The organism is Aquabacterium humicola, assembly GCF_030167915.1.
In the GTDB taxonomy this organism is placed as follows: domain Bacteria; phylum Pseudomonadota; class Gammaproteobacteria; order Burkholderiales; family Burkholderiaceae_C; genus Pseudaquabacterium; species Pseudaquabacterium humicola.
The window spans coordinates 19,000-40,427 of the sequence record NZ_JARGNB010000013.1 but is presented as its reverse complement, the minus strand read 5'-3'; the positions used below and the strand labels follow the sequence as shown (position 1 = coordinate 40,427).

General features: G+C 68.2%; 20 protein-coding genes. 7 read left to right on the top strand and 13 right to left on the bottom strand.

Translation table 11 applies throughout. The annotated features are described in order from the left end of the window. Nucleotides 1-23 precede the first annotated feature (23 nt). The 3 genes from P1K89_RS31605 to P1K89_RS31595 form a co-directional block, all read right to left on the bottom strand. Nucleotides 24-386 (bottom strand): ArsR/SmtB family transcription factor, encoded by a 363-nt coding sequence (locus P1K89_RS31605; protein WP_284620543.1) that lies wholly within the window; start codon nucleotides 384-386, stop codon nucleotides 24-26. A gap of 281 nt (nucleotides 387-667) precedes the next feature. Further along, nucleotides 668-844 (bottom strand): hypothetical protein, encoded by a 177-nt coding sequence (locus tag P1K89_RS31600; RefSeq protein WP_284620542.1) that lies wholly within the window; start codon nucleotides 842-844, stop codon nucleotides 668-670. Nucleotides 845-889: 45 nt separating this feature from the next. After that, nucleotides 890-1,105, bottom strand: coding sequence for a DUF3606 domain-containing protein (locus tag P1K89_RS31595; RefSeq protein WP_284620541.1), 216 nt, complete (start codon nucleotides 1,103-1,105; stop codon nucleotides 890-892). A 131-nt stretch (nucleotides 1,106-1,236) separates the two neighbouring features. Between P1K89_RS31595 and P1K89_RS31590 the strand changes: the two genes are divergently transcribed. Further along, nucleotides 1,237-1,455 (top strand): AbrB/MazE/SpoVT family DNA-binding domain-containing protein, encoded by a 219-nt coding sequence (locus P1K89_RS31590; protein WP_284620540.1) that lies wholly within the window; start codon nucleotides 1,237-1,239, stop codon nucleotides 1,453-1,455. 21 nt (nucleotides 1,456-1,476) lie between these two features. After that, nucleotides 1,477-1,902, top strand: coding sequence for a hypothetical protein (locus tag P1K89_RS31585; protein WP_284620539.1), 426 nt, complete (start codon nucleotides 1,477-1,479; stop codon nucleotides 1,900-1,902). Between the two features lie 32 nt (nucleotides 1,903-1,934). Here the strand turns inward: P1K89_RS31585 and P1K89_RS31580 are convergent, their stop codons facing one another. Beyond that, entirely contained in the window at nucleotides 1,935-2,138 is a 204-nt protein-coding gene (locus tag P1K89_RS31580; protein WP_284620538.1) for a hypothetical protein, read from the bottom strand. A 70-nt stretch (nucleotides 2,139-2,208) separates the two neighbouring features. Here P1K89_RS31580 and P1K89_RS31575 point away from each other — a divergent pair, with 70 nt between their 5' ends. The 5 genes from P1K89_RS31575 (at nucleotide 2,209) to P1K89_RS31555 (ending at nucleotide 8,124) form a co-directional block, all read left to right on the top strand. After that, nucleotides 2,209-2,427 (top strand): hypothetical protein, encoded by a 219-nt coding sequence (locus P1K89_RS31575; protein WP_284620537.1) that lies wholly within the window; start codon nucleotides 2,209-2,211, stop codon nucleotides 2,425-2,427. Nucleotides 2,428-2,746: 319 nt separating this feature from the next. Beyond that, nucleotides 2,747-2,989: a hypothetical protein gene (locus P1K89_RS31570; protein ID WP_284620536.1), complete on the top strand. Its 243-nt coding sequence runs from the start codon at nucleotides 2,747-2,749 to the stop codon at nucleotides 2,987-2,989. Between the two features lie 277 nt (nucleotides 2,990-3,266). After that, nucleotides 3,267-6,842 (top strand): patatin-like phospholipase domain-containing protein, encoded by a 3,576-nt coding sequence (locus tag P1K89_RS31565; RefSeq protein ID WP_284620535.1) that lies wholly within the window; start codon nucleotides 3,267-3,269, stop codon nucleotides 6,840-6,842. 83 nt (nucleotides 6,843-6,925) lie between these two features. Continuing rightward, nucleotides 6,926-7,267, top strand: coding sequence for a hypothetical protein (locus P1K89_RS31560; protein WP_284620534.1), 342 nt, complete (start codon nucleotides 6,926-6,928; stop codon nucleotides 7,265-7,267). Continuing rightward, nucleotides 7,264-8,124, top strand: coding sequence for a hypothetical protein (locus P1K89_RS31555; RefSeq protein WP_284620533.1), 861 nt, complete (start codon nucleotides 7,264-7,266; stop codon nucleotides 8,122-8,124). Before P1K89_RS31560 ends, P1K89_RS31555 begins: the two co-directional genes overlap by 4 nt. Before the next feature lie 141 nt (nucleotides 8,125-8,265). Here the strand turns inward: P1K89_RS31555 and P1K89_RS31550 are convergent, their stop codons facing one another. From P1K89_RS31550 to P1K89_RS31510, 9 genes are all read right to left on the bottom strand, one after another. Further along, nucleotides 8,266-10,485 carry a DNA/RNA non-specific endonuclease gene (locus P1K89_RS31550; protein WP_284620532.1) on the bottom strand — a complete coding sequence of 740 codons (2,220 nt, stop codon included), beginning with the start codon at nucleotides 10,483-10,485 and terminating at the stop codon, nucleotides 8,266-8,268. A 378-nt stretch (nucleotides 10,486-10,863) separates the two neighbouring features. Then, on the bottom strand, nucleotides 10,864-11,775 hold the full coding sequence (locus P1K89_RS31545; protein WP_284620531.1) for an endonuclease/exonuclease/phosphatase family protein: 912 nt from the start codon (nucleotides 11,773-11,775) through the stop codon (nucleotides 10,864-10,866). A 394-nt stretch (nucleotides 11,776-12,169) separates the two neighbouring features. Continuing rightward, nucleotides 12,170-12,748, bottom strand: a complete 579-nt coding sequence (locus tag P1K89_RS31540; RefSeq protein ID WP_284620530.1) for a JAB domain-containing protein — start codon at nucleotides 12,746-12,748, stop codon at nucleotides 12,170-12,172. Between the two features lie 371 nt (nucleotides 12,749-13,119). After that, nucleotides 13,120-13,791 carry a hypothetical protein gene (locus P1K89_RS31535; protein ID WP_284620529.1) on the bottom strand — a complete coding sequence of 224 codons (672 nt, stop codon included), beginning with the start codon at nucleotides 13,789-13,791 and terminating at the stop codon, nucleotides 13,120-13,122. A 115-nt stretch (nucleotides 13,792-13,906) separates the two neighbouring features. Further along, complete coding sequence (locus P1K89_RS31530; protein WP_284620528.1) at nucleotides 13,907-14,461, bottom strand: hypothetical protein; 555 nt, start codon at nucleotides 14,459-14,461, stop codon at nucleotides 13,907-13,909. Nucleotides 14,462-15,456: 995 nt separating this feature from the next. Further along, nucleotides 15,457-17,691 (bottom strand): S8/S53 family peptidase, encoded by a 2,235-nt coding sequence (locus P1K89_RS31525; RefSeq protein WP_284620527.1) that lies wholly within the window; start codon nucleotides 17,689-17,691, stop codon nucleotides 15,457-15,459. A gap of 1 nt (nucleotide 17,692) precedes the next feature. After that, a complete protein-coding gene (locus P1K89_RS31520; protein WP_284620526.1) occupies nucleotides 17,693-19,129 on the bottom strand; it encodes a phosphatase PAP2 family protein in 1,437 nt (478 codons plus the stop codon). 49 nt (nucleotides 19,130-19,178) lie between these two features. Continuing rightward, nucleotides 19,179-20,987, bottom strand: coding sequence for an adenylate/guanylate cyclase domain-containing protein (locus P1K89_RS31515; RefSeq protein WP_284620525.1), 1,809 nt, complete (start codon nucleotides 20,985-20,987; stop codon nucleotides 19,179-19,181). Between the two features lie 156 nt (nucleotides 20,988-21,143). Then, the gene (locus P1K89_RS31510) at nucleotides 21,144-21,428 is read right to left on the bottom strand and encodes a hypothetical protein (protein ID WP_284620524.1); all 285 of its coding nucleotides are present in this window, start codon (nucleotides 21,426-21,428) and stop codon (nucleotides 21,144-21,146) included.

Sequence of the window (21,428 nt, the reverse complement as noted above, 5' to 3'; positions counted from 1 at the left end):
GATTCCTCATGGAGGCTGGCTCGCTACTTCTTGCTGCGTCCATCGGTTCTCTCCTTGCGTTTCAATTCCTCGATGACCCTGTCCAACTCGTCGAAGCGTTCGTCCCAGAGGCGGCGATAGCTCTCGATCCACTTCGCCTCCTCATCCAGTCGGCGACGGCCGAGCGTGCAGGTCCGCACGCGCCCGACCTTCTCCGTGATCACGAGCCCGGCCTGCTCAAGGACGTCGACGTGCTTTCTCATGCCCGTGAGGGTCATGCTGAACTTCTCGGCCAGGTACGTGATGGAGGCGTCGGCACGCACGAGCTGTTCCAGGACGCCACGCCGCGTCGCGTCCGAGAGGGCGGAGAAGGAGGCATCGAGTCGGGTGCCCGAATACTGAACCATATGGTTCAGTATGACGCCGGCCCGCGGGAAATGCAAGGACAGGCCGCGGGGCTTGGGTCACACGCCGCGACGCAGCGGCTGAGCGGCTCAGCTGCTCCGGTTTCTCATCGCGTCCTCGCTGTCACACGGGCGCGCGGCTGCTCGCCGGCCGCCGCCTTCGCGGCGCTCAAAGCCAACAGATCAGCAACAGGATGATGGCCGAGCCCAGCAGCGAGACGAGGATCGATCCGAGGCAGCCCAGGCGGTTGGAGAAGAAGACGAACATGCGCTCCTCTTGATGCCTAGGTCCGACCGTTGCGGTCCATGACTTTCAGCGGTGTCATGAGCTGTTGGCTGGCCTTGAAGTAGGCTTGCCACTGATCCGCCTTGGCCCAGTGCTTCTGGAGGACGAACGAAAGGGCCTTGCGCGGCTTCGCGCGCAGGCCCTTGTGTTCCGGCGTGATGCCGAAGTTGCGCATGACGTGTATCGCTCGAGCCGGCCCGCGCCCGCCGCGGGCTTTGCTTCAGCCGCGCGAGGGCTTGTCGCCGCTGCCCCCGCCACCGGACGACCTCAGGTGGTCCCTCACCTTCTCGGCGTTGTCGCCGACCGCCCGAACGGCTTCCTTGAGCTGTTCCTTCGTGACGCCGAGCTTCTTCGACCAGTCCTGCAGCTCGTAGTCCTGATCGACGTCGATGCGCTTCCGATCCTGACAGCCTGAACGTTCCTTGTTGTCGGGCATGAGGTGTCTCCTCGCTGGCCTGCATCTCGGCTGGCAAGGATCGTTCCCGAGGTCCCTGTCCGCATGGTCGCCCTCCGCAGGCCCGCCGGCATACGGGTTGCTGCACTGCGGACCAACGCTGAGCCACGGCGATGAAGCTGACTGCCAGGATCCAGACAAGGGGTCGGGTCACCCTCCCTGCCGAGGTCAGGCGAGCGTTGCAAGTCGCAGGAGGCGACGAGCTGGTCTTCGTGGAGACCGCGCCGGGCCGCTATGAGGTCAAGGCAGAGGCACGAGGCGCCGCGCTGCTCAAGCGCCGTCGCACGGCAAGACTCGAAGTCCCGGTGAAGCGGCAACTTGACCTGCTCTGATCCGGCTTCGCCCCATCGCGAATGCTGTATGCTTATCCAGTGTTGTGCGATGTCGTCCTCCTCCGCGAACGCGGCCGGCGGCTGCGCCGGCGCGAGTTGAAGCCGCCTGTGCGCGGCATGCTCGTCGTGGGCGAGGGGGATGGGCCGCGCAGCTCGTTCAAACGCGAACTGTTGACCGCTCGGCTGCAGGTGGCCAGGGGCGTCAACCATCTGGTGGTCGACGCGCTCATGTTGTCCGATGTTCGGCTGCTTCGCACCATTGGCGACACGCTCGTGCTCATCGGCATCGAGCTGTCCTCCAGCGGAAACCGAGAGACGGGGATCCGGGTGACCGAGTCGGTCCAGATCTGGCGCTGCACGGTCATCGGGCCGAGCCAAGGAAGGCCACCCGACGCCCAGCTGCCCGCAGCCTCGCCGACGACGTCAGAGCGCCTGCTGCCCGTTTAGCCGAGCCGGTGTCGCGTGGCGTGCATCGGCGGTCATCTCGGGCGCTTGGCCCCTTGCTGCTGGTCGAGCTGCGCCGACTCTTCCTTCGCGGCCTTGATGGGATCCACGTCCTTGGTCCCATGCCTGTGCCAGGCCGCCATGCCGAGCGTCGAAAGAAGCCGCTCGGACAGGTGAGGGCGCAGGATGCTCATCTGCCCCTCGAAGGAGTCGATCCACTGGTCTTTGTTGTAGGCCATTGCCAGGCTCCGTTTCGTGCACGGCGTACCAGCAATGTAGTCCTTCGAGCGAAGTGCAGAATCGCCCTTCATGACGGACGAAGAATTGTGCGCGTTTAAGCAAGCGGAAGTGGCGGCCCTACGCCGCCACGTTGAATCGATGCGTCGATTCGCGCGCAGCCTCGAAGGCCAAGGTGCCCAGGCGGAACTGTTGCGCCAGGACACCCTCGAACTGGCGAGCCTGGTCGATCCCGATCGGACGCAGGACCCGATTGCCACGGCTGCGATCGACCGGGCCAAGTGCGTGTGACGCGACCGACCCAGCAGAAGGATCAACTCATCGATGTGCTACTCGGCCCAGATCGTCCAGGACTACCGGCGCTACGTGCGCGCCTTCGGCGCCGACATCGTTCTTCCGGGCCTGGCTGACAGCGACCAGCTCTCCGACGCGCCATCGACCTTGCTGGCGCTGTGCTGCTCGCCGGCGCGCTCCGATCGAGGCGACGCGCGCCGCAGGCGCCATGCCGAGGCCGATCGAGTCGTTGGCGGCCGCCACGCTCGTGCATGCTGCCGCGTCGACTTTCTGGACGCTGGTCTTCGTCCGCTGGTTGCCACGTCGGCAGATCTGATTGTGGTCGACCGCCGCCGCCGCGACCGTCGCGGTGCTGGACCTTCGGATCATCGCGTCGCTGCTGTTCCCCGCCATCGCAACGCTGTCGTCCTGGCCGCAGTTCGCCGACCACCTGATGTGGGGCGCCTGTCTCGGCGGGACGCTGCACTGGCTGGTGCGGCGGCGGGCGATCGAGGAGCGACGTAACCAGGCAGCGAAGATCCGGTTCCGGCGCGCGCACCACGCTCTGCCCCACCGTTGATACTCAAGGGCGAGTCTCATCCGGGAACCGGACCAAGCTCCATCGCGGTCAGCAATAGCGGCAGCATGAGCACTGCATCACCAATGCTGTTGATGCAATACGAGGAGTTGGTTTGTAGCCTCTCCAGGGTTCCATGATGTGTGCCCGCGGCGACGCTCTGATCGCCCGGCGACGCTCCTCGATACTTCCCGCTTCCACTGGGCGTGAACTCAGGTCGGAGGTTGGGGGTGGCTTGTCAGGGCGACAGGCATGCTTCGGATTGCGCCCGGGAGGCGGCATGGGCAGCGATTGGGCAGGGATCGTCCAGAAGGGAATCGAAGAAGCGGCGAGCCGAGCCGTCGGCAAGCCATCGGTCCCGAGGGCCGACATTCCGCTGCTCCGCGCGACGGATGGGATGCTGGCCGAGGAGGCGGTGCTTCTCGGCTTTGCGCCATCCATGCCGAACGCAGGCCCAAGTCGGCCCTCCGATCCGGTGGTCGCCGAGGTCACGTGGAGTCAGGTGCGCGAGCATCTGAACAGCTTGCCCGCGGACAGTCGACCGGCTGCGCTATGCCTGTCCGGTGGCGGCATTCGCAGCGCAACGTTCTGCCTCGGCGTACTGCAGTCACTCGCACGGACCGGCAAGCTTGGCAAGTTCCGGTACCTCTCCACGGTCTCCGGCGGTGGATACATCGGCAGCTTCCTGTCTGCGCTGGTCGACGAACACCGCAAGCAGGGCAGGGGTGCGCCGCGATCTGCGATCGACAGTCTCGCATTCGACAGGCCGGCGGGGCCCGGCGCCACTGATGAGGTCAGCCGCCTGCGGGCCTACAGCAACTACCTGAGCCCGATGACCGGCATGTCCGGCGATGCGGTCACCCTCGTGTCGATCTTCCTGCGCAACCTGCTGCTGAACCTGCTGGTCTGGCTGCCGCTGATTTGCGTGCTGCTCATGTTGCCCCGCGTCTACCTGCTTCTTCTTGACGCCTGCATCGAGGAAGCGCGAAGCAGTCCGGACGCCGCGTTGAGTCAGCTGCTCGCCTGGTTGGCGCTCGCCGGCTTGATGACCGGCCTGGCCTACATCGCCCGCGACCTGCCGCCGCCGCGCAAGCCTCCGAATCCTCCATTGGAGCAGTTCAGTCCCTTCTGCTTCTGGCCCATGCTTGTATCGGCGATCCTGCTCAGCTTGTCTGCTGCGGCGGCTTCGCAGGACCATCACTTCCCCTACTGGTACTTTGCCGCTGCCGCCATAGGCGCGCATGTCGTAGCGGCCGCCACTGGCTCCATCTGGCGTGTCGTCGTGAAGCAGGAGCCGCGAGAGATCAACTTCGTGCTGCTGCGGCTCTTGACGATGATCGTGGCAGCTGGCGTCGCCGCAACCCCGACGTGGCTGATATGGATGGGAGGGCGTGCGCTCGCGGACATGGAGCCCGATGCGCGCCTGCAGTACGCGACCGTCGGCGTGCCCTTGCTGCTCGTCGCCCTCTGGGTCGGCATGGCAGCCCACGCGGCGGTCGGTCGGCGCGCCAGCAACGAAGACGAGCGCGAGTGGTGGTCTCGCTCGGGCGGGTACTGGCTTCGGGCGGCTGCGCTCTGGATGCTGTTGTTCGGTTTCGTGATCTTCGTGCCGCCCCTGGTAGTCGACTGGCTGGGAACGGCGGCTCCGGCAGGGCTCCAGTTGGGCGCCGGTGGCGCGCTGCTTGGCGCAATCGCCAGCGCCGTCGGTTACTGGAGCAAGAACGGCGCGACGCTTTTGAAGAAGGCGAGCGGGGTGGTGCAGGCGACTGGCGCGCGAATGCTCGACGTCCTGTCGGCCTTGGCGCTGCTGTGCTTGCTGCTTGCACTGAGTCTTGGCATTTCGGCGCTGCTGGTCTGGCTTGACGAGACGTTCGGGGAAGGCGCGCTCCAGGGGCAGGTCCGCTACCTCGGCTCTGGCGCCCTTGGAAATCCTCCGATGGCCGCGGACGTGCTCGCGGACTTCGAGCCGATATACCGCCTGGTGCTGCTCGAGGCGCCCGGAGCACTCCTGATCCTCACCGTGATCGCCCTGATGCTGCTCTCGTACGGTGTATCGCGATTCATCGGTGCCAATGCGTTCTCTCTGCACGGCCTCTATGGGAACCGGCTCACGCGTGCGTTTCTCGGCGCCGCGCGCGACAAGCGCGTTCCCCACCCTTTCACCGGCTTCGACCCGGACGACAACCGGCCCCTGCACGAGATGCGAGGCAGTGGCGCACCATTCCACGTCATCAACATCGCCCTGAACCTCGTGCTGCCGAGCAGCAACCGGCTCGCGTGGCAGCAGCGGAAGGCGGCGTCGTTCACGGCCACGCCGCTGCGCTGCGGCAGTGACTGCACCGGCTACATCGACAGTGCCCGCTATGCCGCCGACAAGGGCATGTCGCTCGGCAGGGCCATGACGATCTCCGGCGCCGCTGCCTCGCCGAACATGGGCTACCACAGTTCGCCGCTGGTCACAGCCTTGATGACGCTGTTCAATGTGCGGCTCGGCTGGTGGCTGCCCAATCCGAGAATCTTGACCGGCACGGATCCGAGCGAGAATGACCTGAAGCGCCTGCGGGCACCCGAGCCACCGACCGGCCTTTCGACCCTGCTCGACGAAGCCCTCGGGCGTACGACCGACGACTCGAAGTCCATCTACGTCTCGGATGGCGGCCACTTCGACAACATCGGCCTCTACGAGATGGTCCGGCGGCGTTGCCACTGCATCGTCGTCATCGACGCGACCGCCGACGGCGACTATGGCTACGGCGACCTGCTGGAGACGGTGCGCCGCATCCGCATCGACCTCGGCATCCGCATCACGCTGCCCGACGAACTGCCCGGGCAGTCCGGCAAGGCCCGCTTCGCCCGAGCGGTGACGGGGCAGATCCACTACTCCGATCAGGACCCTGACGCGCCCGTCGGACTGCTTCATGTCGTCAAGCCGGTGCCGCGCACGGAGACGGATGCCAACGGAAAGGCAGATCCGCAGGAGCTTCGAGCCTATGCCGCGAGCACCGAGGGCAAGCGAGGCGGCCGTTTCCCGCACCAGAGCACCTCGGACCAGTTCTACGACGAAGTCCAGTTCGAGAGCTACCGTCACCTGGGAGCGATCACAGCCATGGAGGTGCTGAAGGGCGACCTGCTCGAGCCGATCCTGCCGCCTGCGCCGCCACCACCGCCTCCGAAGCCGCCACAAGGCGAGGAATCCCTGCCCGGTCCGAAGCAGGGGTTGCTGGCGGCACTGGACCCTGCTGCGCTGGCCCTGGCCGCGCTCGCCGTCGGCGGCACGCTCGGCGTCGCGGGGACGGTCACGCTGGCGCCGTCGGAGATTTCGCTGTCGGCAGCCGACCGGGCGCTGCTCGCGCGTCCGATGACGGTCGAGCTGCGCCCGTCTGAGGATCTGCGTGTCAACGGCGTGCGCCTCAATGCCGGGGAGGTGACCGCGGCGCTGGGAGACGTTGAGCGGCGACTGGGCGAAGCTGCGGACCAGCTGAAGACGATCGGCGGTGCCCTGAACCAGCCGACCCTTCGTGACGGCTTCGAGCTCGTGGCGGCTCAGCTTCGGGACATCAACGTCGCTCTCCGCGACATCAAGCCGTTCTCGACATCGGCGGTCATTGCCGCCATGCCGCGTGCGGGCCAGGAGCCGCTGAAGGACGTCCGCCAGAAGCTGGAGGAGATCGAATCCGCGGTCCGGCAACTGCGCAGTACTTCGGTCACGAGCAGCTCGACCGGCACGGGCAGCGACCTCGCGAGCGTCGTTGCCGGCCTGGGCAAGGTCGAGGCCGCGGTCAAGGCCCTCAACGACTCGGTGGTGCAACTGTCCCCGCGCCGCAACGTTCAGGGACCCGAGGGAGCGCGCAAGTGATGTCGTGGAGAACCTGGGCCGCCTGTGCAGTCGTCGGTGCGCTGTCGGGATGTGCGACCCGGCCGGTGCCGGCGTGCTTTGACGTGTCGGCCCGCTGGTACTTCTTCGACGGCGGCCTGCAGTTGATGGTGTTCAACGAGAGCACGCTGGATGCCGAGCTCACCCGCGTCGCGCTCAACTCGCAAGGGTCCGTGCCCGGCGGCTGGGCGTGGAGCGTCCCGCGTCCGGGTGTTCCGCTGAAGTCCGGCGAGATCCGCGTGCTGCCTGCCGCGCAGTTCAGGAGCGAATCGGGCAAGTCATTCCCTGAATGCACCGCGCCAGTGCACGTCATGATCCAGTGCGGCCCTCACGAGCAGTCGGTGCGCTTGTCGGGGTGGCCGAGTTCATTGCCTCCCGAGTGGCAGAAGTGCGGTGACCAGCCATGAGAATGCGTGTCGGCATTTCGCGTGCGTGTGGCGTTTGCGTCGCCCTGGTCGGGCTTGTGGCGCTGACCCAGGCCGCCACGGCGCCGCAGGCCGCGAGCGATCCGTGGAAGGCGACCGGCGAGGCCTATCGGCGTGTGGTCCTGCTGGATCTGCCGCCGCAGTCTCTGGCCCGCGAACTGGTCAGCTCGGTCGATTTCGTCCAGGAGCGCTCCCCGTCGGTTGATGCGCGCATGCGCCATCGGGGCGGTGCGCGCCGGGTTGTCGTCACCACGGCGTGGATGTCGACCATGAAGGAACTGATGCACGCGGCGGCAGTGGCGAGTGTCGCCAGGAATCCAGACTGCTTCGCGGGTTTCCTGGCGCAGCAGGCGGATGCGCTGTCGCCACCTGAAGGGGGCGCACTGGCATGGTCGCGTCGCATCGCCGCGCAACCGTTCGGCGACTATGCCGAGTCGTCTGCGGGGCGAGCCTGCAAGGGGATCACGCGCAGGCTGCGCCACGGGCCCGCTGTGGCGGCGGCGACGCAAGCGGGCATGGATGCGGCGATGAGCCTGGTTGTTGGACGAGCTCTCGAACCGTTGGCGGTGGCGCCCGGACCGGCCGACGCGCGGGGAACCGCTGCATCAGCCACCTGCGCGCCGCCGCCGCACGAACTTCGCGTCATCGAGACGATGAGCAAGCTACGCATCGACGCCGCTCCCTTGGCTCCGCTGTACCTGCTTGAGGCACGCGTTCGAGGCGCATCTCTCCCGGGATGCGGGACCCAGCGAGAACGCGCCGAGGCATACCTGGCGCTGCTTCCGACGTCCGCACGTGAATCGTCGAAGCCTTGGGTGCAGGCGCTCTGGCCGAACTGAGCGAGAGACGCTGCCACTGAAGCCACGGTGGTGGATCTTAGACCCAGGGCTGCTCGTGGCCACTCCGGTCGACACTGAGCCGGAGCAGCTGGTTCACCGGTGTGGCGCTTGCTGACAAGCGCCTATCCGCGCGTTGCGTGTCTAGGCGGCGGGCGCGATCGGGACGACAACCGCTGTTGCAGGCTGCGGCCGCGCGCGCAGGATGCCCGCGCGACGCAGCACTTCATGGCCACCCGCCGTGTCGGCCTGGTCCGCGAGGTGGAGGACCGGGTCGAAGGCGATGCTGTCGCCGGTCATCGCCTCGATCTCCTTGAGCGTGTACATGTACTCGCGCCAGGACGGATGCATGCTGAACTCGTAGGTCAGCGAGACGCTCGAGAGATCCTGTTCCAGCACGAAGCCGTAGGCCTGCAGCTTGCCGTCGGTGCCTCGCGCCACGACGACCTTCCAGAAGCTGGCCGGTACCTTGAACTTGAGGTCCTGGTTCTTGTACTTGGCGGTGAAGTACTTGTCCTCGTCGCGCAGCACGCAGCCGGCGAAGACCGAGAGCTGTTCGGCCTTCGCGTTGTCCTTCACCACTTCCTCGAGCAGCCCCCAGACGCCGTTCTTCTGCGACTGGTTGTAGTGCGCAACCTGCGGGGAGCAGTTGGTCAGGTGGTAGGTGTCGCCGTTGGCGCGGCGAACCTCGTCGTAGCTCGAGCCCCAGCACACGTCATCGCGGCGGACGATGTGGCCTCGGTCGAATGCGCCGCGATCGTTGCTGTAGAACTCGTCCGGAATCTGATGGAGCTCGCCCAGGCGCGGGTCGGTCAGCCAGGCTTCCAGGTCGTTCTTGCCAAGGCCGCCCAGCGAGTCCCGGTCGTACTTCCTGCTCGAATCGGGCTTGCGCATCGCCTCGCGGTAGTCGACGTTGGAGGCGGCCAGGATCGCCAGCCGGCGCTTCCTGTGCACGCACAGGCTGAAGTGCACGTAGGGGATGAAGTGCTTGCCGTCGTAGCTTGCCGCGGTCGACGGATCCACCACGGTAGGCAGCGGCACCGGTACGCCCAGGAAGTCGGCGTTGTAGCCCTCAGTGGCCCGGTTGTCATAGTCGTCGTCGAACCACGGCTTGACGTAGCGCTCGACCTGCTCGAGCGGCTCATCCGGCGCAAGAGGGGCGGCGACGCCGGCCGGCTGCTGGGCGGCGACCGCGCCCGCGATGCCGACACTGATCCGCAACTCGATCGGCACCACGAGGACGCCAGCTTCATTGTTCGCGTTCGACATGGTGATGCTCCTGGGGGAATTGGGCGCCGGGGAAGACGCTGAAAGGTTCGCCTCGACCGGACCGGCTGATGGCTGTGCTGGCGCGGGTGAATGGCTCCGGTTCAGCACGGTCGCAATGAGATCGGGCGGACGCCCGGCGATCGCCTCGCGCAGGCCCTGGTCGATCGGCGTGGGCCGCAGTCGCGGCAGGACGTGCCTGCACAGCGCGCTCACGCGGATGCCTTCGTTTGCGATCCACTCCACCTGCTCGTCGTCGATGCCGCGCAGGCTCGCGACCTTGCTGCCATCCTTCAGCACATAGAGGCCCGCGTCGTCGCGCGGCGCGACGCCCATGTGGTGCAGTGCGACGACCTGGAGGGAGTCGTTGAATACCGGCGCCCCGGAGGATCCGCGCGCCGTATCGCTGCGGTACCACAAGGTCTGCTGGCCATCCTCCTTGCGCACCAGCTTGTTCTCCCTGATCGCAAACTGCCGGCGCTGCCCTTCGGGGTGCTGGATGATGGTCAGCCAGTCGTGCTCCTCGGCCTTGCCCGTCTCCGGGATGAGCCGGTGGAAACCGAATCGTGAAAGCGATCGCCTTCCGGTCTCGTCGTCCGCCTGGATGCCTACAAACGCGTAGTCCAGATCCTTGTCGTCCAGGAACAGGATGTCCGGCCGGACGCGAAAGTGGACGGATTCGACCGGGTCGCCGCGAATGTCCAGGCTGTAGTTGAATTCGGCGATGGCATGTCGCGGATCCATGCCGTCCTGGAAGACATGCCAGTTCGTCAGCATCACCCCGGGCGCGACCATGAAGCCGGTCGCATGGCCGCGTTCGCTGCCGGACGCACTGCGGAGCACGATCCGGCATACCGGATCGGCCGCCCGCAGCGCGCGCTCGAGGTAGAAGCCGTCGACCAGGTCATTGCCGTCGATCGCGCGCTCGAACTCCGTCGGTGTCGGGGTGTTCTCGCCCAGGCCGTAGTAGGTCAGGCGCCGCTTCACCTCCTTGACGTCGGGCGTCGGTCGCGGCGGCGGGTCGAGCAGTGGTGTGGTGGCGTCGAGCGCCCGGGCGCGCGCTTCGCTCGCGCGCAAGAGATCTTCGTTGATCTTCACGAGCCCCCCTTATCGACAACGCGCGGCAAGCTGCGCGACACGGGTCATGTCGGGCATCCTGGCGTGCACCCATGACAAGCCGGTGGCACAACGTCATCCGACGGGCCGAGAATCCACCGCCCCGCGCTGCCCCGCAAGAGGCCGCCGCATGCTCGAACGGTCCGGCCTCCCGAGAATTGATGAACACCTGTGCCGGAGGGCCTGCGCCAATGCATTGACCAGCAGCAGCGCTGGAAGGTGACCTTCAGCCGACACTGATCCTCATCGCACAAGTGAGGAGGGCGGTTCGCACCGGTCTGCCCGGCCGTGTCCTGCAGTGCGCAGCGCCGCGCGCTGGAACAGCTTCCGAGTCGAGTGGCCGGTGGTGCGGGTCTCGCGTCAGCAGGTCAAGTCCAGTTCGACGAGCACGGGTTGGTGATCCGACGCGGTCGTCGACGAGTCGACGCGGACGTTCTGCACGCGCCTGGCGATGTCGCCGGTCACGAAGACGGTGTCGAACGACACGGGCTGGTCGTTCCACTGGACCCGGTCGTGGACCCCTGCCGTTGCGGGATGCTGCGCGCCCGGAGAAGCCACCTGCCAGGTGTCCAGGAACGGCGGGGTGAGGTCGTCGACGGCCGAAGTGATCCGCAGGCGCTCCGCAGAGCCTGGGACGCAGTTGAAGTCGCCGGCGAGGATGGCCGAGCAGCTGCCGGCATGGCCGTCGTACGGCCCGCCGGCCGGGGAAACTGGCCGCGGCCGTCTCGCGTGGGCCGAACCCTCGGCATGCAGCATCAGCAGCCGTTCGACCTGCGCATGCCGCTGGATCGCCGAGTAGTACTCCAGGTGGGTGGTCGTGAGGCGGACCTCGCCGAGCGCGGTGTGCAGGAGCACCTCCAGCGCAACGCGCTGCATGCTGCGCACGCCGGCATCGGCTGGCCAGGGCAGCAGGTGCGGCCGGACGGCCACGATGGGGCAGCGGCTCAGGATCATGTTGCCGAATCGCCGTCGGCGGCCTGTGGAGGGAGGCATGTCCACCGCGACTCCGATCGCGGTCTCATGGCGCGGAAAGTAGCCGGCCAGCGCTTCGAACTGGTTGCTGCCGTCATGGCCCGCGAGCTCGTTGTCGGCGAACCCGTCCGCAACTTCCTGCAGGCAGATCACGTCGGGCATCCCGAGGCGCTCGATCTCGCGCGCCACGCGCTCGAGATCCACGCGCCCGTCGACACCTCGGCCCCATTGGATATTCCAGGTCATCAGGCGCACGATCCGAGCCCTCCGCATCGGCAGTTTGTCACCGCGAGCCAGCATGCAAGCGACACCTGGATCACCAAATGGAGGGACACGGGACGGACCCGTTCATGGTGGGAACACAAGCACTGATGGCGGTCACTGCAGACTGGCAGCAATGGGACCCGGAAGGTGGATGGAGAGGGCGCGCAGAGCCGACAACGTGCGTCGGGTTAGCCGATTGGGTCGGTGTCGGCTGGCTGGCGCCGAAGGGTCCGTGTTCCCGTCGCCCAGCGCGCAAACGCGTTGGCGCCGCCTTCTTCTGCGAACCCTTCTGGTGGCACCTCGATCGGGACTGGCTGGCAGCCCAGCACCTTTTCGGCGCTGGCTCCGGCCTTGTACGCATGCTCGACTCTTTGCTCGACACGCCGATTGCGCGTGCCTGCCGTGGTCGGCGCTCGATCGATCAGGGGCTTCAGACCAAGCCTTGCTCGGCCATGGAGACAACCCGGTCGCCGGCCACGATGAAGTGGTCGATCAACCGGACATCGACCATGGCGAGCGATGCCTTCAGGACCTGCGTTAGGTACTCGTCGGCGCGGCTCGGCCGGCCGTCGCCGCTCGGGTGGTTGTGGGCGACCGCCAGCGCTGCGGCGTTGTGAACCAGGGCGGCCTTGACGACTTCCCTCGGATAGACGGAGGTCTGGGTCAAGGTGCCGAGGAACAGCGTCTGCGCCTCGATCAGCCGGAGTTGGTTGTCGAGGAACAGGCCCAGGAACACCTCGCGCTCGAGCCCGCCGCAATGCAGGCGCAGCCACTCGCGAAGCCTGTCTGGCGTGCCCAGGACCGGTTCCTCGGCCAGGCGGGCCTGCAGCTCCCGCTTGAGGAGCTCTCTTGCGGCGTCGAGGCGATGCCGCAGCAGCGTGCGAGGCGATGCGGCGTTCTCCTCGGGGCTGGCCTCCGCGCAGCGCGCGGCTGCGCGCGGGAGCCTGCTCGTGTCCCGGCCGAGCACTTCGGCGGCCAGTTGGGCATCGGACAGCAGTTCATACTTCATGGCGTTCTCCAGGATGCGGGAACGCCTTGCCCGATCGGGGGGTGTCCCCGTGCGGGTTGAAGGGTGGGCGGACCGTCCGGCGGTGCGGAACAGCTCGGCGCGTGTTGTGCAGGTGTCGACTGCGACGCCGGCGCATGGCCGGAACGCACTGCGAACGAGTGCGTGGCGAGCCGTGCCAGTGTGCGACGAAGCGGGGCGGTCGCATGGGCTTCCGCTCGATCGCCCGGCCAAGCTCCTGCGCGGCCAGGGATCTGGGCGTTGCTCCGAATGCCGCTGGCCTTGCGACCGTTGCGCGCAAACCGAACGGCCACGCCACAGCCCGATGGCTGGGGACGTGGCCGGGGCCTGCGTGCCGATGTCTTCGTCGGGGTTCAGCGGAAGAACCGCGGCTCGACGCTGGCGCCGCGCATGAAGGCGATGTAGGCGCCTGCCTTGCCGATGTCGGCGAACCGCGCGATCGTGCTGTCCCGGTGCATCACGCTCCAGGGTCGTGACTCGTGTTCGCAGAAGGCGAGCTTCAGCTCGGGTGGGCGGTAGCCGGGGTGCCTGTACAGCGCCAGGCCGGTCTCCCAGTCGAGGATCGCGAGCACGCGGCCGCAGGTGACCGGCGAACCGAACGCCTGCCCGTCCTCGAGCAGCAGCGGAACCTTCAATGCACCGTGGGACCTGCCGATGCGTCCGACGACGTCGTTGTCGTCGAAGGCGACGGAGCCGGTGCCTGTGTCGCCGACGACGAGGTGCACCTTGCTGCGGCTGTGCCGGCAGGCTTCGAGTGCCGAAGCCAGCTCCTTGGAGCAGCCGGGGCCGAAATAGGTCTCCTCGGCGCGCGGGGAGTCCAGCCAGGCCTGGATGGCCGACAGGTACTTCCGGTAGCCCGCGGGCGTGCCTTCCTCTTCCGGTGTCGGCTGGAGGTCGGGTCGCATCAGGCAATCGGCGATCCGGCGCGCGTGGTCGCGTGCCTTGTCGAACCCCAGGCACCTGACGCCGTCGCTGCTTGCGATGACGTACAGCCGGCGCCTGGGATCGATGGCGATGTCAAGCATGTTGATGCCTCGTGAAGTGAGCGGGCATCCGCCCGCGGGCGGGTGCCCGCGGGGCTCTTGAGTGGATATGCCTGGTCGGAAGCGCCGCCTTCGGCGATCGAGGTCAGGGGGCGGCTCAGCGGCGCAGCGTGACGGCAGGCGTCGGGTCAGCCATTGCGTTGCGCACGGGATCGGACCCGCGTGCCGGAAGGTCGGACAGGCCTTCGCCTTCTTCCTGGGGCGCGCCGCGCACCAGTTGCCTGACGCTCGGACAGGCGGGGCCGGTGGCCGGCTCCGCTGGCTTGGAAGCGGAACGGCCATCAGGCCGACCGTGAGTCTTGCGGACCGGAGCGAAAGCGGCGATCAGGTCGGCTGCGCGAGCGGCTGCCGTTCTCGTCGCCCGGAGCGGCCGCAGGATCAGCGCCCGGAGCACCAGTCGCACAAGCTCGCCAATGCGTCGATCACGTGCCTCCCGGGCCTTGTGGCAACGAACGGACTGCTTGCACAGCAGGTACAGGGCAAGGTGGCGTCGCTTGGAGTCCGGGTCCGGGTCCAGCACGGCCATGATCTCGATGGCGAGTGCCGGGTGCCGGCCGACGCGTTCGTAGAAGCCGATCCAGGCGCGCTCTTCTGCTCGGTCGACGCTCGCCGGCGGAGCGTCGCGCTGGGAAACGTGGTTGTCATGGGCCATGGGGTTCTCCGATTGACTTGCGGGGAACCCCGGCCCGCCGGGAGGCAGCGGGCTCCCGAAGGGTTGGTGGTGACGACGACAGCGGCTCGCGCAGCTGCATGAACTCGGGGCTCCGGGCGATGGCGGCGCCGCTTGCGCGGATCCCCCATCTCCCTGAACCCGATGAACGGGATCACCCGCGCAGTGCACGTTGGTGCGCTGCACGGGACTCCCGCGCGTCTATGCCGGTGTCATCTGGCTCCATGGGGAGCCGTCGAACGACTGGCAAGGCTTCGGTGCTTCTCGTGCTGGCGCCGACCGCCCGTGGTCCGAATGGACTGCAGCCGTCGATGGCACCAAGGCGTCGCGAAGCTGCGTCGCCAGGTCCGCGGCGGATCCACCGGTCGTGGCATCCGACCCGGCATCAGGCCACGCCTGGAGCAGCATCGGCACGATGGCATGCACGCCCGTCGGAGCAGGGGCGCGCCCTGTCCCGCCGAGCAGCATGCCGACCGCTGCGCCGCTCTTCCTCGGGATGAAGTGACTCACGCGATCCTCCTTCGAGCTTGAAGGGGAACGCGCCTCCCGACCGGGAAACGCGGGTTCCCCGGGCGGGCTGCTTCGCGAGTGGCGAAGCGCTGGGTCCGATCACCTCGACGGTGACCGGGACGACTGACTTCTGCGACCGGGACGAGCCAGGCGCATCGGCTGGTCTCGCCAGGTCGATCCGAGAGCGCGGCAATCGCTCGGGATTGCAGCGTTCGTTCCGGAAGGCAGGTCACGACTGCGACGCCAGCGGGGCTGGACTTCGAGGCGACGCGAGGTCGCCGGCGAAGGCTTTGCGGTCGCGATGGCCGCAGGTAGCCTGGCCAGTATGCGCCGGCGCGCCATGGAAGAGTGGGCCACCAGTGGCGATGCCACGATCAAGCGTCGGTGCGGGCCGGGGCTTGCGGCTGGGGCCTGTACTGTGCGCGGCGCTGTGTCTGGGGCCGGCGAGCGCTCCTCGTCGCCGAATGTCAGGTTGCGACGGCCGCGGTCGGATCGCGCACTGCGCTGTTCTTCCGGGCCGATGCCACCTGCTTCTTCGGCCTGAGCCCGCCCGACAGGCGCAGGCGTCCGTCTGCAGCGTCCGGGGTGGCCGCAGGGGCTGGCGCCGGTGCCGGCGCATTGGGGTGCCCGACCTTGCCTGCCTGCGGCGGACCTGGGGGCGGGGCGTGGCTGGTCACCGGGGCCGGCTCCGGCGACAGGCCTTCGACGATCTCCGTTCGCGTAAGGCCTCTCGCCATCTCGTTGGCCAGGAAGCGCGCCGCCTGCGGGGCCGAAGCGCTGGTGCCGTTCATCCGGCGCAGGGTGTCGCCGCGATTGCCCATCACCCGAATGCCTGGATGGCTCCTTCCGGCGTCTGCAACCGCCGCGAACGGCAGGTACTGGCGACCCGCCGTTCCGGCCGGGTCCCTTGGCTGGCCGCTGTAGCCGCACACCGGCCCGGCCGGTACCTGATGGCCGTTGACTTCGTGCGCTACGGCGCGGCCGCGGAAGGCTGCCACCGGGAACGTCAGCCGGCCGGTGGCGATGTTGCTCAGCGTGTCGGAGAGCTGGAGCGGCGGCGCATGCGGCCGCTCGTGGCCGGCCACCGGGCGTGCCGGCTCGAGGCTGAAGAACCGGGCGACCTGATCGCGACGCTTGCCGAAGACCACCTCGTCGCGCTCCACCCAGGCCCGGACAACCAGTTCCCCCTTGGAGCGGTTCTTGACCCGAACCGTCCACGGGCCGCTGCGAGGGATCCCGGTGCGCGAGCTCGTCACGGTGGTGCCTGCGATCGCGAGCATGGCCATCGTTCGATCAGTCGCCTGCACGACGGACGGATACAGGAACAGCGCTGCCATGACCGCGCCGCCGCGGTCCTTGAGCAGACTCTCCGAATGTTTGCCGTGGACGGTGAGCGTGCCAAGGCCTGGCTCGGTCACCGTGATCTTCACGTCGCGCAGGTCGGTGCCCTGTGGCAGCCAGAACTCCACGCAGGTGTCGAAGGGGTGCGACGCCGGCACGAACAGGCCGACCTCGGCCACGCCCGCCGCGGGCACCTCCAGCTGTGCATGCGCGTCCGTCTCGCGGCTGTTGCCGGCGGCCAGGGTGATCGCCAGGCGATCGTCGGCCTCCAGCAACTCGTCCATCGCCCGCTCGAGCATCGCCTGGCCGGCATGTGCGCCCGCGCTGGCGCCGGAGGACAGGTTCACGACGACGGGCACCTTGGAGCCGTCGGCCCTTCTGAACCGGCGACGTGCCTCGCCGATGATGAAGCGGATACCGTCGAGGGCCTGCACCGGCATCCAGCGGCCTGAAGAGATCTCCACCTGCTCTCGCGGCAGGTCGACGCAGAGGATTGGACAGTTGGCGGCAGGCTCATGGGCGGCCTGGGTGGCGTCCTCGCCGTGGGGCCGATGGCAGCGCGTCTCCTCGTCCTGCAGCGAGTAGGCAGCGCGCACCGGGGCGGCCGCCAGCCCGATAACTCCCGCGCCGTGCGATGCCCGCGTCAGCATCGCGCGCGATGGCTTGGGCCACGACGCCGCGACGCAGGGTTGGCCGTCGGCATGGTCCTGCACCGTGTAGGCCAGCTCGTAGAGCAGGCGCTCGTCGACCTCGCCGAAGCGACACGACTGCCAGATCAGGGCTTCCATCGAGTCGCGATCCAGCACGCGTCCATACGGAAAGTCCGCGGGAAGTTTCCATGGATGGCTTGCCGGGTCCCGCGTCGTCTGCTGCCAGACGGCGGCGATGCGCGGATTCCCCTTGCCGTCCAGCAGGGCGGGGTGGCCGAAGGGGCAGCCGTCGTCGATCACGCCAAGCACGACCTCGGCATTCTCGGGGTCGCCTTCCTGCTGGCCAGGGGGCGCGCTCGCCTGGGCCACGGCTGCGCCGCGCGGGTAGCCCAGTTGCAGGCGAGCGACGTGCTTGCAGCCGGCGATCTTGCGCACCCGCTTGTCGACGTCCACCGGGAGGTCGGTTGGCCGGGTCGCCAGCCTCAGGGTGGCGAAGCGGGCAGCGTGGCCAGTGGCAAGTGGCAAGTCGTAGGCGGCGGCGATGGTGCCGTTGATCTTCTTGCCTGCCAAGTACTGGCGCATGTCGTCCCACGTGCTCTTCTTTGCGCGCTCCACGACGAACGTGAGCTCGGCCGGCCATCGGCCGCCCGGCCGGAGGCGACGCCATCCGGTGGCACGCGTCCAGGCGAGGTAGGGATCCCTGGGTTTCATGTCAACGGGGCCTCTTGGCAGCGCCCTTTGCCCGGGGCTTGGGTGCGGGTGCAGGTGCAGGTGCAGGTGCAGGTGCAGGTGCAGGTGCAGGTGCAGGTGCAGGTGCAGGTGCAGGTGCAGGTGCAGGTGCAGGTGCAGGTGCAGGTGCAGGCCAGTCCTTCCACTCCGCGAGCGCTTTCCGCCAGGCATGCCTCAGCAGCGACATGGGCTGGGCGGACTGGTCTTCGTCCTTCAGCTTGCCGAACAGCGATGACGACTCGAGCGTGACGGGAGTCGGCGGCTTCCCCTTGGCGGGCTTGAAGTACGCGGGCAGGTCGGCGCCGCCCAGCTTGGGGTCGGCCAGGTCCATCGGTGTATGGCGATCGAAGTCGCGCATCAGCTCCGGGAGTGGCGTAGGTTCCTTCGTGGTCGGATCCTTGGCCATCGTTGCGGCGCCGACGAAGACCCGCGGCTGGTAGTCGCTCCTCGCGCCGCATCGCGCCAGCAGGTACTCGGCCAGCGTGACGCCCATCATGCGGCCGGCCACGTTGTCGATGGGGAAGTGCACGCCGGCCACGACCCGGTTGTCGGAGATGCGCTTGGCCAGCCGTTGAAGCTGGGTGTAGAGCGCGCCTTCGCGCGGACCGTTCGCGGTGTTCGCGACGCTGGTCTGGCCGCTCAGCTCCTGCAGCAGGCGCGCCACCAGGAACGCCTCGGCCGCGTGGCCGCAGGGGAAGGCGCCGAACCGGCGCGGGTTGATCATCGGCTGGATACTCGGCGAGAAGGCCGTCGGCCGCGGCTGGGCGAACGCATGCTTGGCGAACTGGTTCACGTGCGACAGCACGAGCAGGCCGACGCCCAGCAGTTCCAGCGTGCGCCGCTTGTCGGCGAGGTTGAGGTCGGTGATGGATGCCCAGAACTGCATCGGGATGCCGATCTGGGTGGTGATCTCGGCCAGCCGTTCGTTGCGCAGGTCGCTCATGTCGAAGACCAGCTGCGTCTGCGCCTTGAACAGTTCGATCGGCGGTCGGCTGAGCTCGGCGATGGGCGAGAACGTCGCCGTGTCGCCCTGGAGCGCCAGATGACGCAGTTCGAAGACGCCCTGCGCCGTGACCCGCATCGAGACCGACTGCATGAACTCGGTGATGCAGTTCTCCACCCGGATGTCGTCGGCCCATGCGTCGGAGTTTCTTGCTTCGCCGATCTCCGGCAGGGCCACCGGGCGCGGCGGGTCCCATGGTGCGGCGACGCGCGGCGCCACCAGTTCCTCGCGGCTGGAGGTGAGCGCGAAGCTGACCCCCGGATCGGCACCGGGGCCCAGCGTGGCTGCCGGCGATGCGCCTTGCCCGCCGAAGTGCGGTGACCATGACCCCTGCGAGCCCTGTGATCCCTGCGACCCCTGGGAACCTTGAGAGCCCTGGGAGCCTTGAGAGCCCTGCAGCATGGTGTAGCCGGACATGTCTTCCTCCTCGAAGCCTTGTGCCGGTCCCTCGCGGACCGCCCGAACGTCAGCCTGGCGGCAGCCCGGCGTCGGCCAGTGCCTGCGCGAACCGTCGGTTCTGTGCGCTGTCGACTGCAGCGCGGGCCACGAACTGCCTCACGTTCGAGCCGGGCTCGATCGCGAGCAGCCGCTGCACCGTCACGCGCGCCTCGGCAGGCTGGCCCAGCATCGACTGCGCGATGGCCAGCGTGCGATAGGCCGACCCGTGCATGCAGTTGGCACGGATCGCGTGCTGTGCCAGATCGACCGCGCGCTCGTAGCGGCGGGCGCCCATGGCCGCGGCAGAGCTGAGGGAGTGGTAGTAGTAGCGCAAGGGGTCCAGCGGCGACAGCTGCAGCGACCTCTCGCTGGCTAGCAAAGCCTGCTCGCCTTCGCCCAGGAAACCATGTGCCACTCCCTTCAGCAGCCAGGCCAGCGGCTCGCTCGGGTTGCGAGCCAGGGCCTGGTCATAGTAGGAACGGGCCGCGTCCATGTCCAGTTGCACGCCGGCCTGAACCGATCCGGCCATCACTAGGGCGAGGGACGAGTCGGGCTCGATGACGAGCGCGCGGTTTGCGTATTCGAGGGCATCGGCGCTGTCCTTCGCGCGATCGTCGGACCAGCCCTGGACGATGCGGAACACATGCCAGCGCGCGAGCCATGCCAGCGGCGTGGCGTGGCGCGGCACGCGGTCGCGCAGGGCCTGCAGCATCTCGTGCGCACGCTCGAACTCCTGGCGCCCGAACCGGTGCAGCTGGTTCACCGCGGCCAGGTGGAGGGTGTGGAGCGCGAGGTTGGGCAGAGGGCGTCCGCGCGCGAGCTGCCACTCGGTGACCAGCAGCGCCTGCACCACCTGTTCGGCGATGCCCGCGACGGCCGGGTGGGTCAGGTCCACGATGCCGTCCTCGTGCACCCAGACTTCGTCCTCCCAGACACTGTCGCCGCTATCGACGTGGATGAGCGACAGCTGTGCGCGCATCGCCTCGTATCCGATGCCCGCCGTGCCGGCGAGTACGAAGTCGGCCTGCAGGTGGCGTCCGGCCGCGCGAGGCTGCATTGCTCGGTTCTTGAACGCCACGCTGGACTGGCGCGAGGTGACCTGCAGCATCGGGCTGCTCGACAGGGCGGCGATCCACTGGTCCAGCAGCACGTCCGCGAGCGGAGGCAGTACCGAGCCCTGGTCGGCCGGCACGAGCGGGAGGATCGCCAGCCGCACGCGGATCGGCTCCGGCCGCGGCAGCGCGGCCGTTGCCGGGGCCTGCACGTCGGCTGGCAGCGGCAGGCTCGTGGGCGCGGGTTCGATGCGGAAGGCGCGCACCGGATGCGGCAGGTGGCGCAGGTGGCAGGGACCGAGGTCGTGAAGCTCGCCGTCGAGCGGCTCGATGAGGTGGTCGCGCACGGCCTCGCTGACGATGACCTGCCCCGGCGACGCCATCGTCGCGAGGCGGGAGGCGATGTTCAGGCCCTGGCCGTAGGCGGCGCCCGACTCGAACATCAGGTCCGCCAGGTGCAGGCCGATGCGCAGCCAGATGGGGTCCTGGGGCAAGTCTCCGGCGGAGGCGATGTCGGCGGCAGCGCGGTGCATCCCGTAGGCCGCCGCGACCGCCTGGCGTGGGTCGTCGAAGGCTGCCAGCAATGCGTCGCCGCGCCGTTCCAGCACGGTGCCGCCATGCCCGGCGACGACGCGGTCCTCCAGCAAGTGGAAGAGGCCGCGCAGGCGGGCGATCTGCAGGTCCTCGTGGTGCGCGTACAGGCGCACCGACTCGACCACGTCGGCGAAAACAACGGTCTTCGTGACCCAGGGCAGGGGCGCGAGTTGGGAGGCGTCGACCGGCATGACGCTCTAGATTACCGGAAGAAACATCTCCAGAGGCTTTGGCCGTGCAATTCGACGCCGCGGGCGAGCGTCCAGGCGGCGTTGACTGACGCAGAACCGGATTGCCGTGCTGTCCCGGCTGCCGGCGGTCCTCACGCGCGCGGTGTTGGCCGAGCATCAAGAGGGCTGATGGCGGCCGGAACCAGCGTGGTCGCGGTCCGGCTCGTGACGAGCGTCCAACCGCTTCCGCGGCGCCCTGGCGGCGTCGTAGCGCTCCTGGGTGAGGCGGGCGCCGGCCACGCGCGCCTCGGCATCGCGCAGGCTCATGCTCGGCTTGGTGTTCGCGCGGACAGCAGCTTCGGCCGCTCGCCTTGCCAGTGGGATGTCCGCCGTGGTCGGATGCGGCGTCTTCAGTGCATCACGCGTGGTCCGGTGCGTTCGCTTGTCCGACGGGTCGTTCAT

What these genes read in the sequence shown, in the direction of transcription:
- P1K89_RS31590 (WP_284620540.1), top strand. Translation starts at nt 1,237, where the DNA reads ATGAAGCTGACTGCCAGGATCCAGACAAGGGGTCGGGTCACCCTCCCT.
- P1K89_RS31585 (WP_284620539.1), top strand. Translation starts at nt 1,477, where the DNA reads ATGCTGTATGCTTATCCAGTGTTGTGCGATGTCGTCCTCCTCCGCGAA.
- P1K89_RS31510 (WP_284620524.1), bottom strand. Translation starts at nt 21,428, where the DNA reads ATGAACGACCCGTCGGACAAGCGAACGCACCGGACCACGCGTGATGCA.
- P1K89_RS31580 (WP_284620538.1), bottom strand. Translation starts at nt 2,138, where the DNA reads ATGGCCTACAACAAAGACCAGTGGATCGACTCCTTCGAGGGGCAGATG.
- P1K89_RS31545 (WP_284620531.1), bottom strand. Translation starts at nt 11,775, where the DNA reads ATGCTGGCTCGCGGTGACAAACTGCCGATGCGGAGGGCTCGGATCGTG.
- P1K89_RS31540 (WP_284620530.1), bottom strand. Translation starts at nt 12,748, where the DNA reads ATGAAGTATGAACTGCTGTCCGATGCCCAACTGGCCGCCGAAGTGCTC.
- P1K89_RS31515 (WP_284620525.1), bottom strand. Translation starts at nt 20,987, where the DNA reads ATGCCGGTCGACGCCTCCCAACTCGCGCCCCTGCCCTGGGTCACGAAG.
- P1K89_RS31600 (WP_284620542.1), bottom strand. Translation starts at nt 844, where the DNA reads ATGCGCAACTTCGGCATCACGCCGGAACACAAGGGCCTGCGCGCGAAG.
- P1K89_RS31565 (WP_284620535.1), top strand. Translation starts at nt 3,267, where the DNA reads ATGGGCAGCGATTGGGCAGGGATCGTCCAGAAGGGAATCGAAGAAGCG.
- P1K89_RS31555 (WP_284620533.1), top strand. Translation starts at nt 7,264, where the DNA reads ATGAGAATGCGTGTCGGCATTTCGCGTGCGTGTGGCGTTTGCGTCGCC.
- P1K89_RS31595 (WP_284620541.1), bottom strand. Translation starts at nt 1,105, where the DNA reads ATGCCCGACAACAAGGAACGTTCAGGCTGTCAGGATCGGAAGCGCATC.
- P1K89_RS31520 (WP_284620526.1), bottom strand. Translation starts at nt 19,129, where the DNA reads ATGTCCGGCTACACCATGCTGCAGGGCTCTCAAGGCTCCCAGGGCTCT.
- P1K89_RS31530 (WP_284620528.1), bottom strand. Translation starts at nt 14,461, where the DNA reads ATGGCCCATGACAACCACGTTTCCCAGCGCGACGCTCCGCCGGCGAGC.
- P1K89_RS31535 (WP_284620529.1), bottom strand. Translation starts at nt 13,791, where the DNA reads ATGCTTGACATCGCCATCGATCCCAGGCGCCGGCTGTACGTCATCGCA.
- P1K89_RS31525 (WP_284620527.1), bottom strand. Translation starts at nt 17,691, where the DNA reads ATGAAACCCAGGGATCCCTACCTCGCCTGGACGCGTGCCACCGGATGG.
- P1K89_RS31575 (WP_284620537.1), top strand. Translation starts at nt 2,209, where the DNA reads ATGACGGACGAAGAATTGTGCGCGTTTAAGCAAGCGGAAGTGGCGGCC.
- P1K89_RS31605 (WP_284620543.1), bottom strand. Translation starts at nt 386, where the DNA reads ATGGTTCAGTATTCGGGCACCCGACTCGATGCCTCCTTCTCCGCCCTC.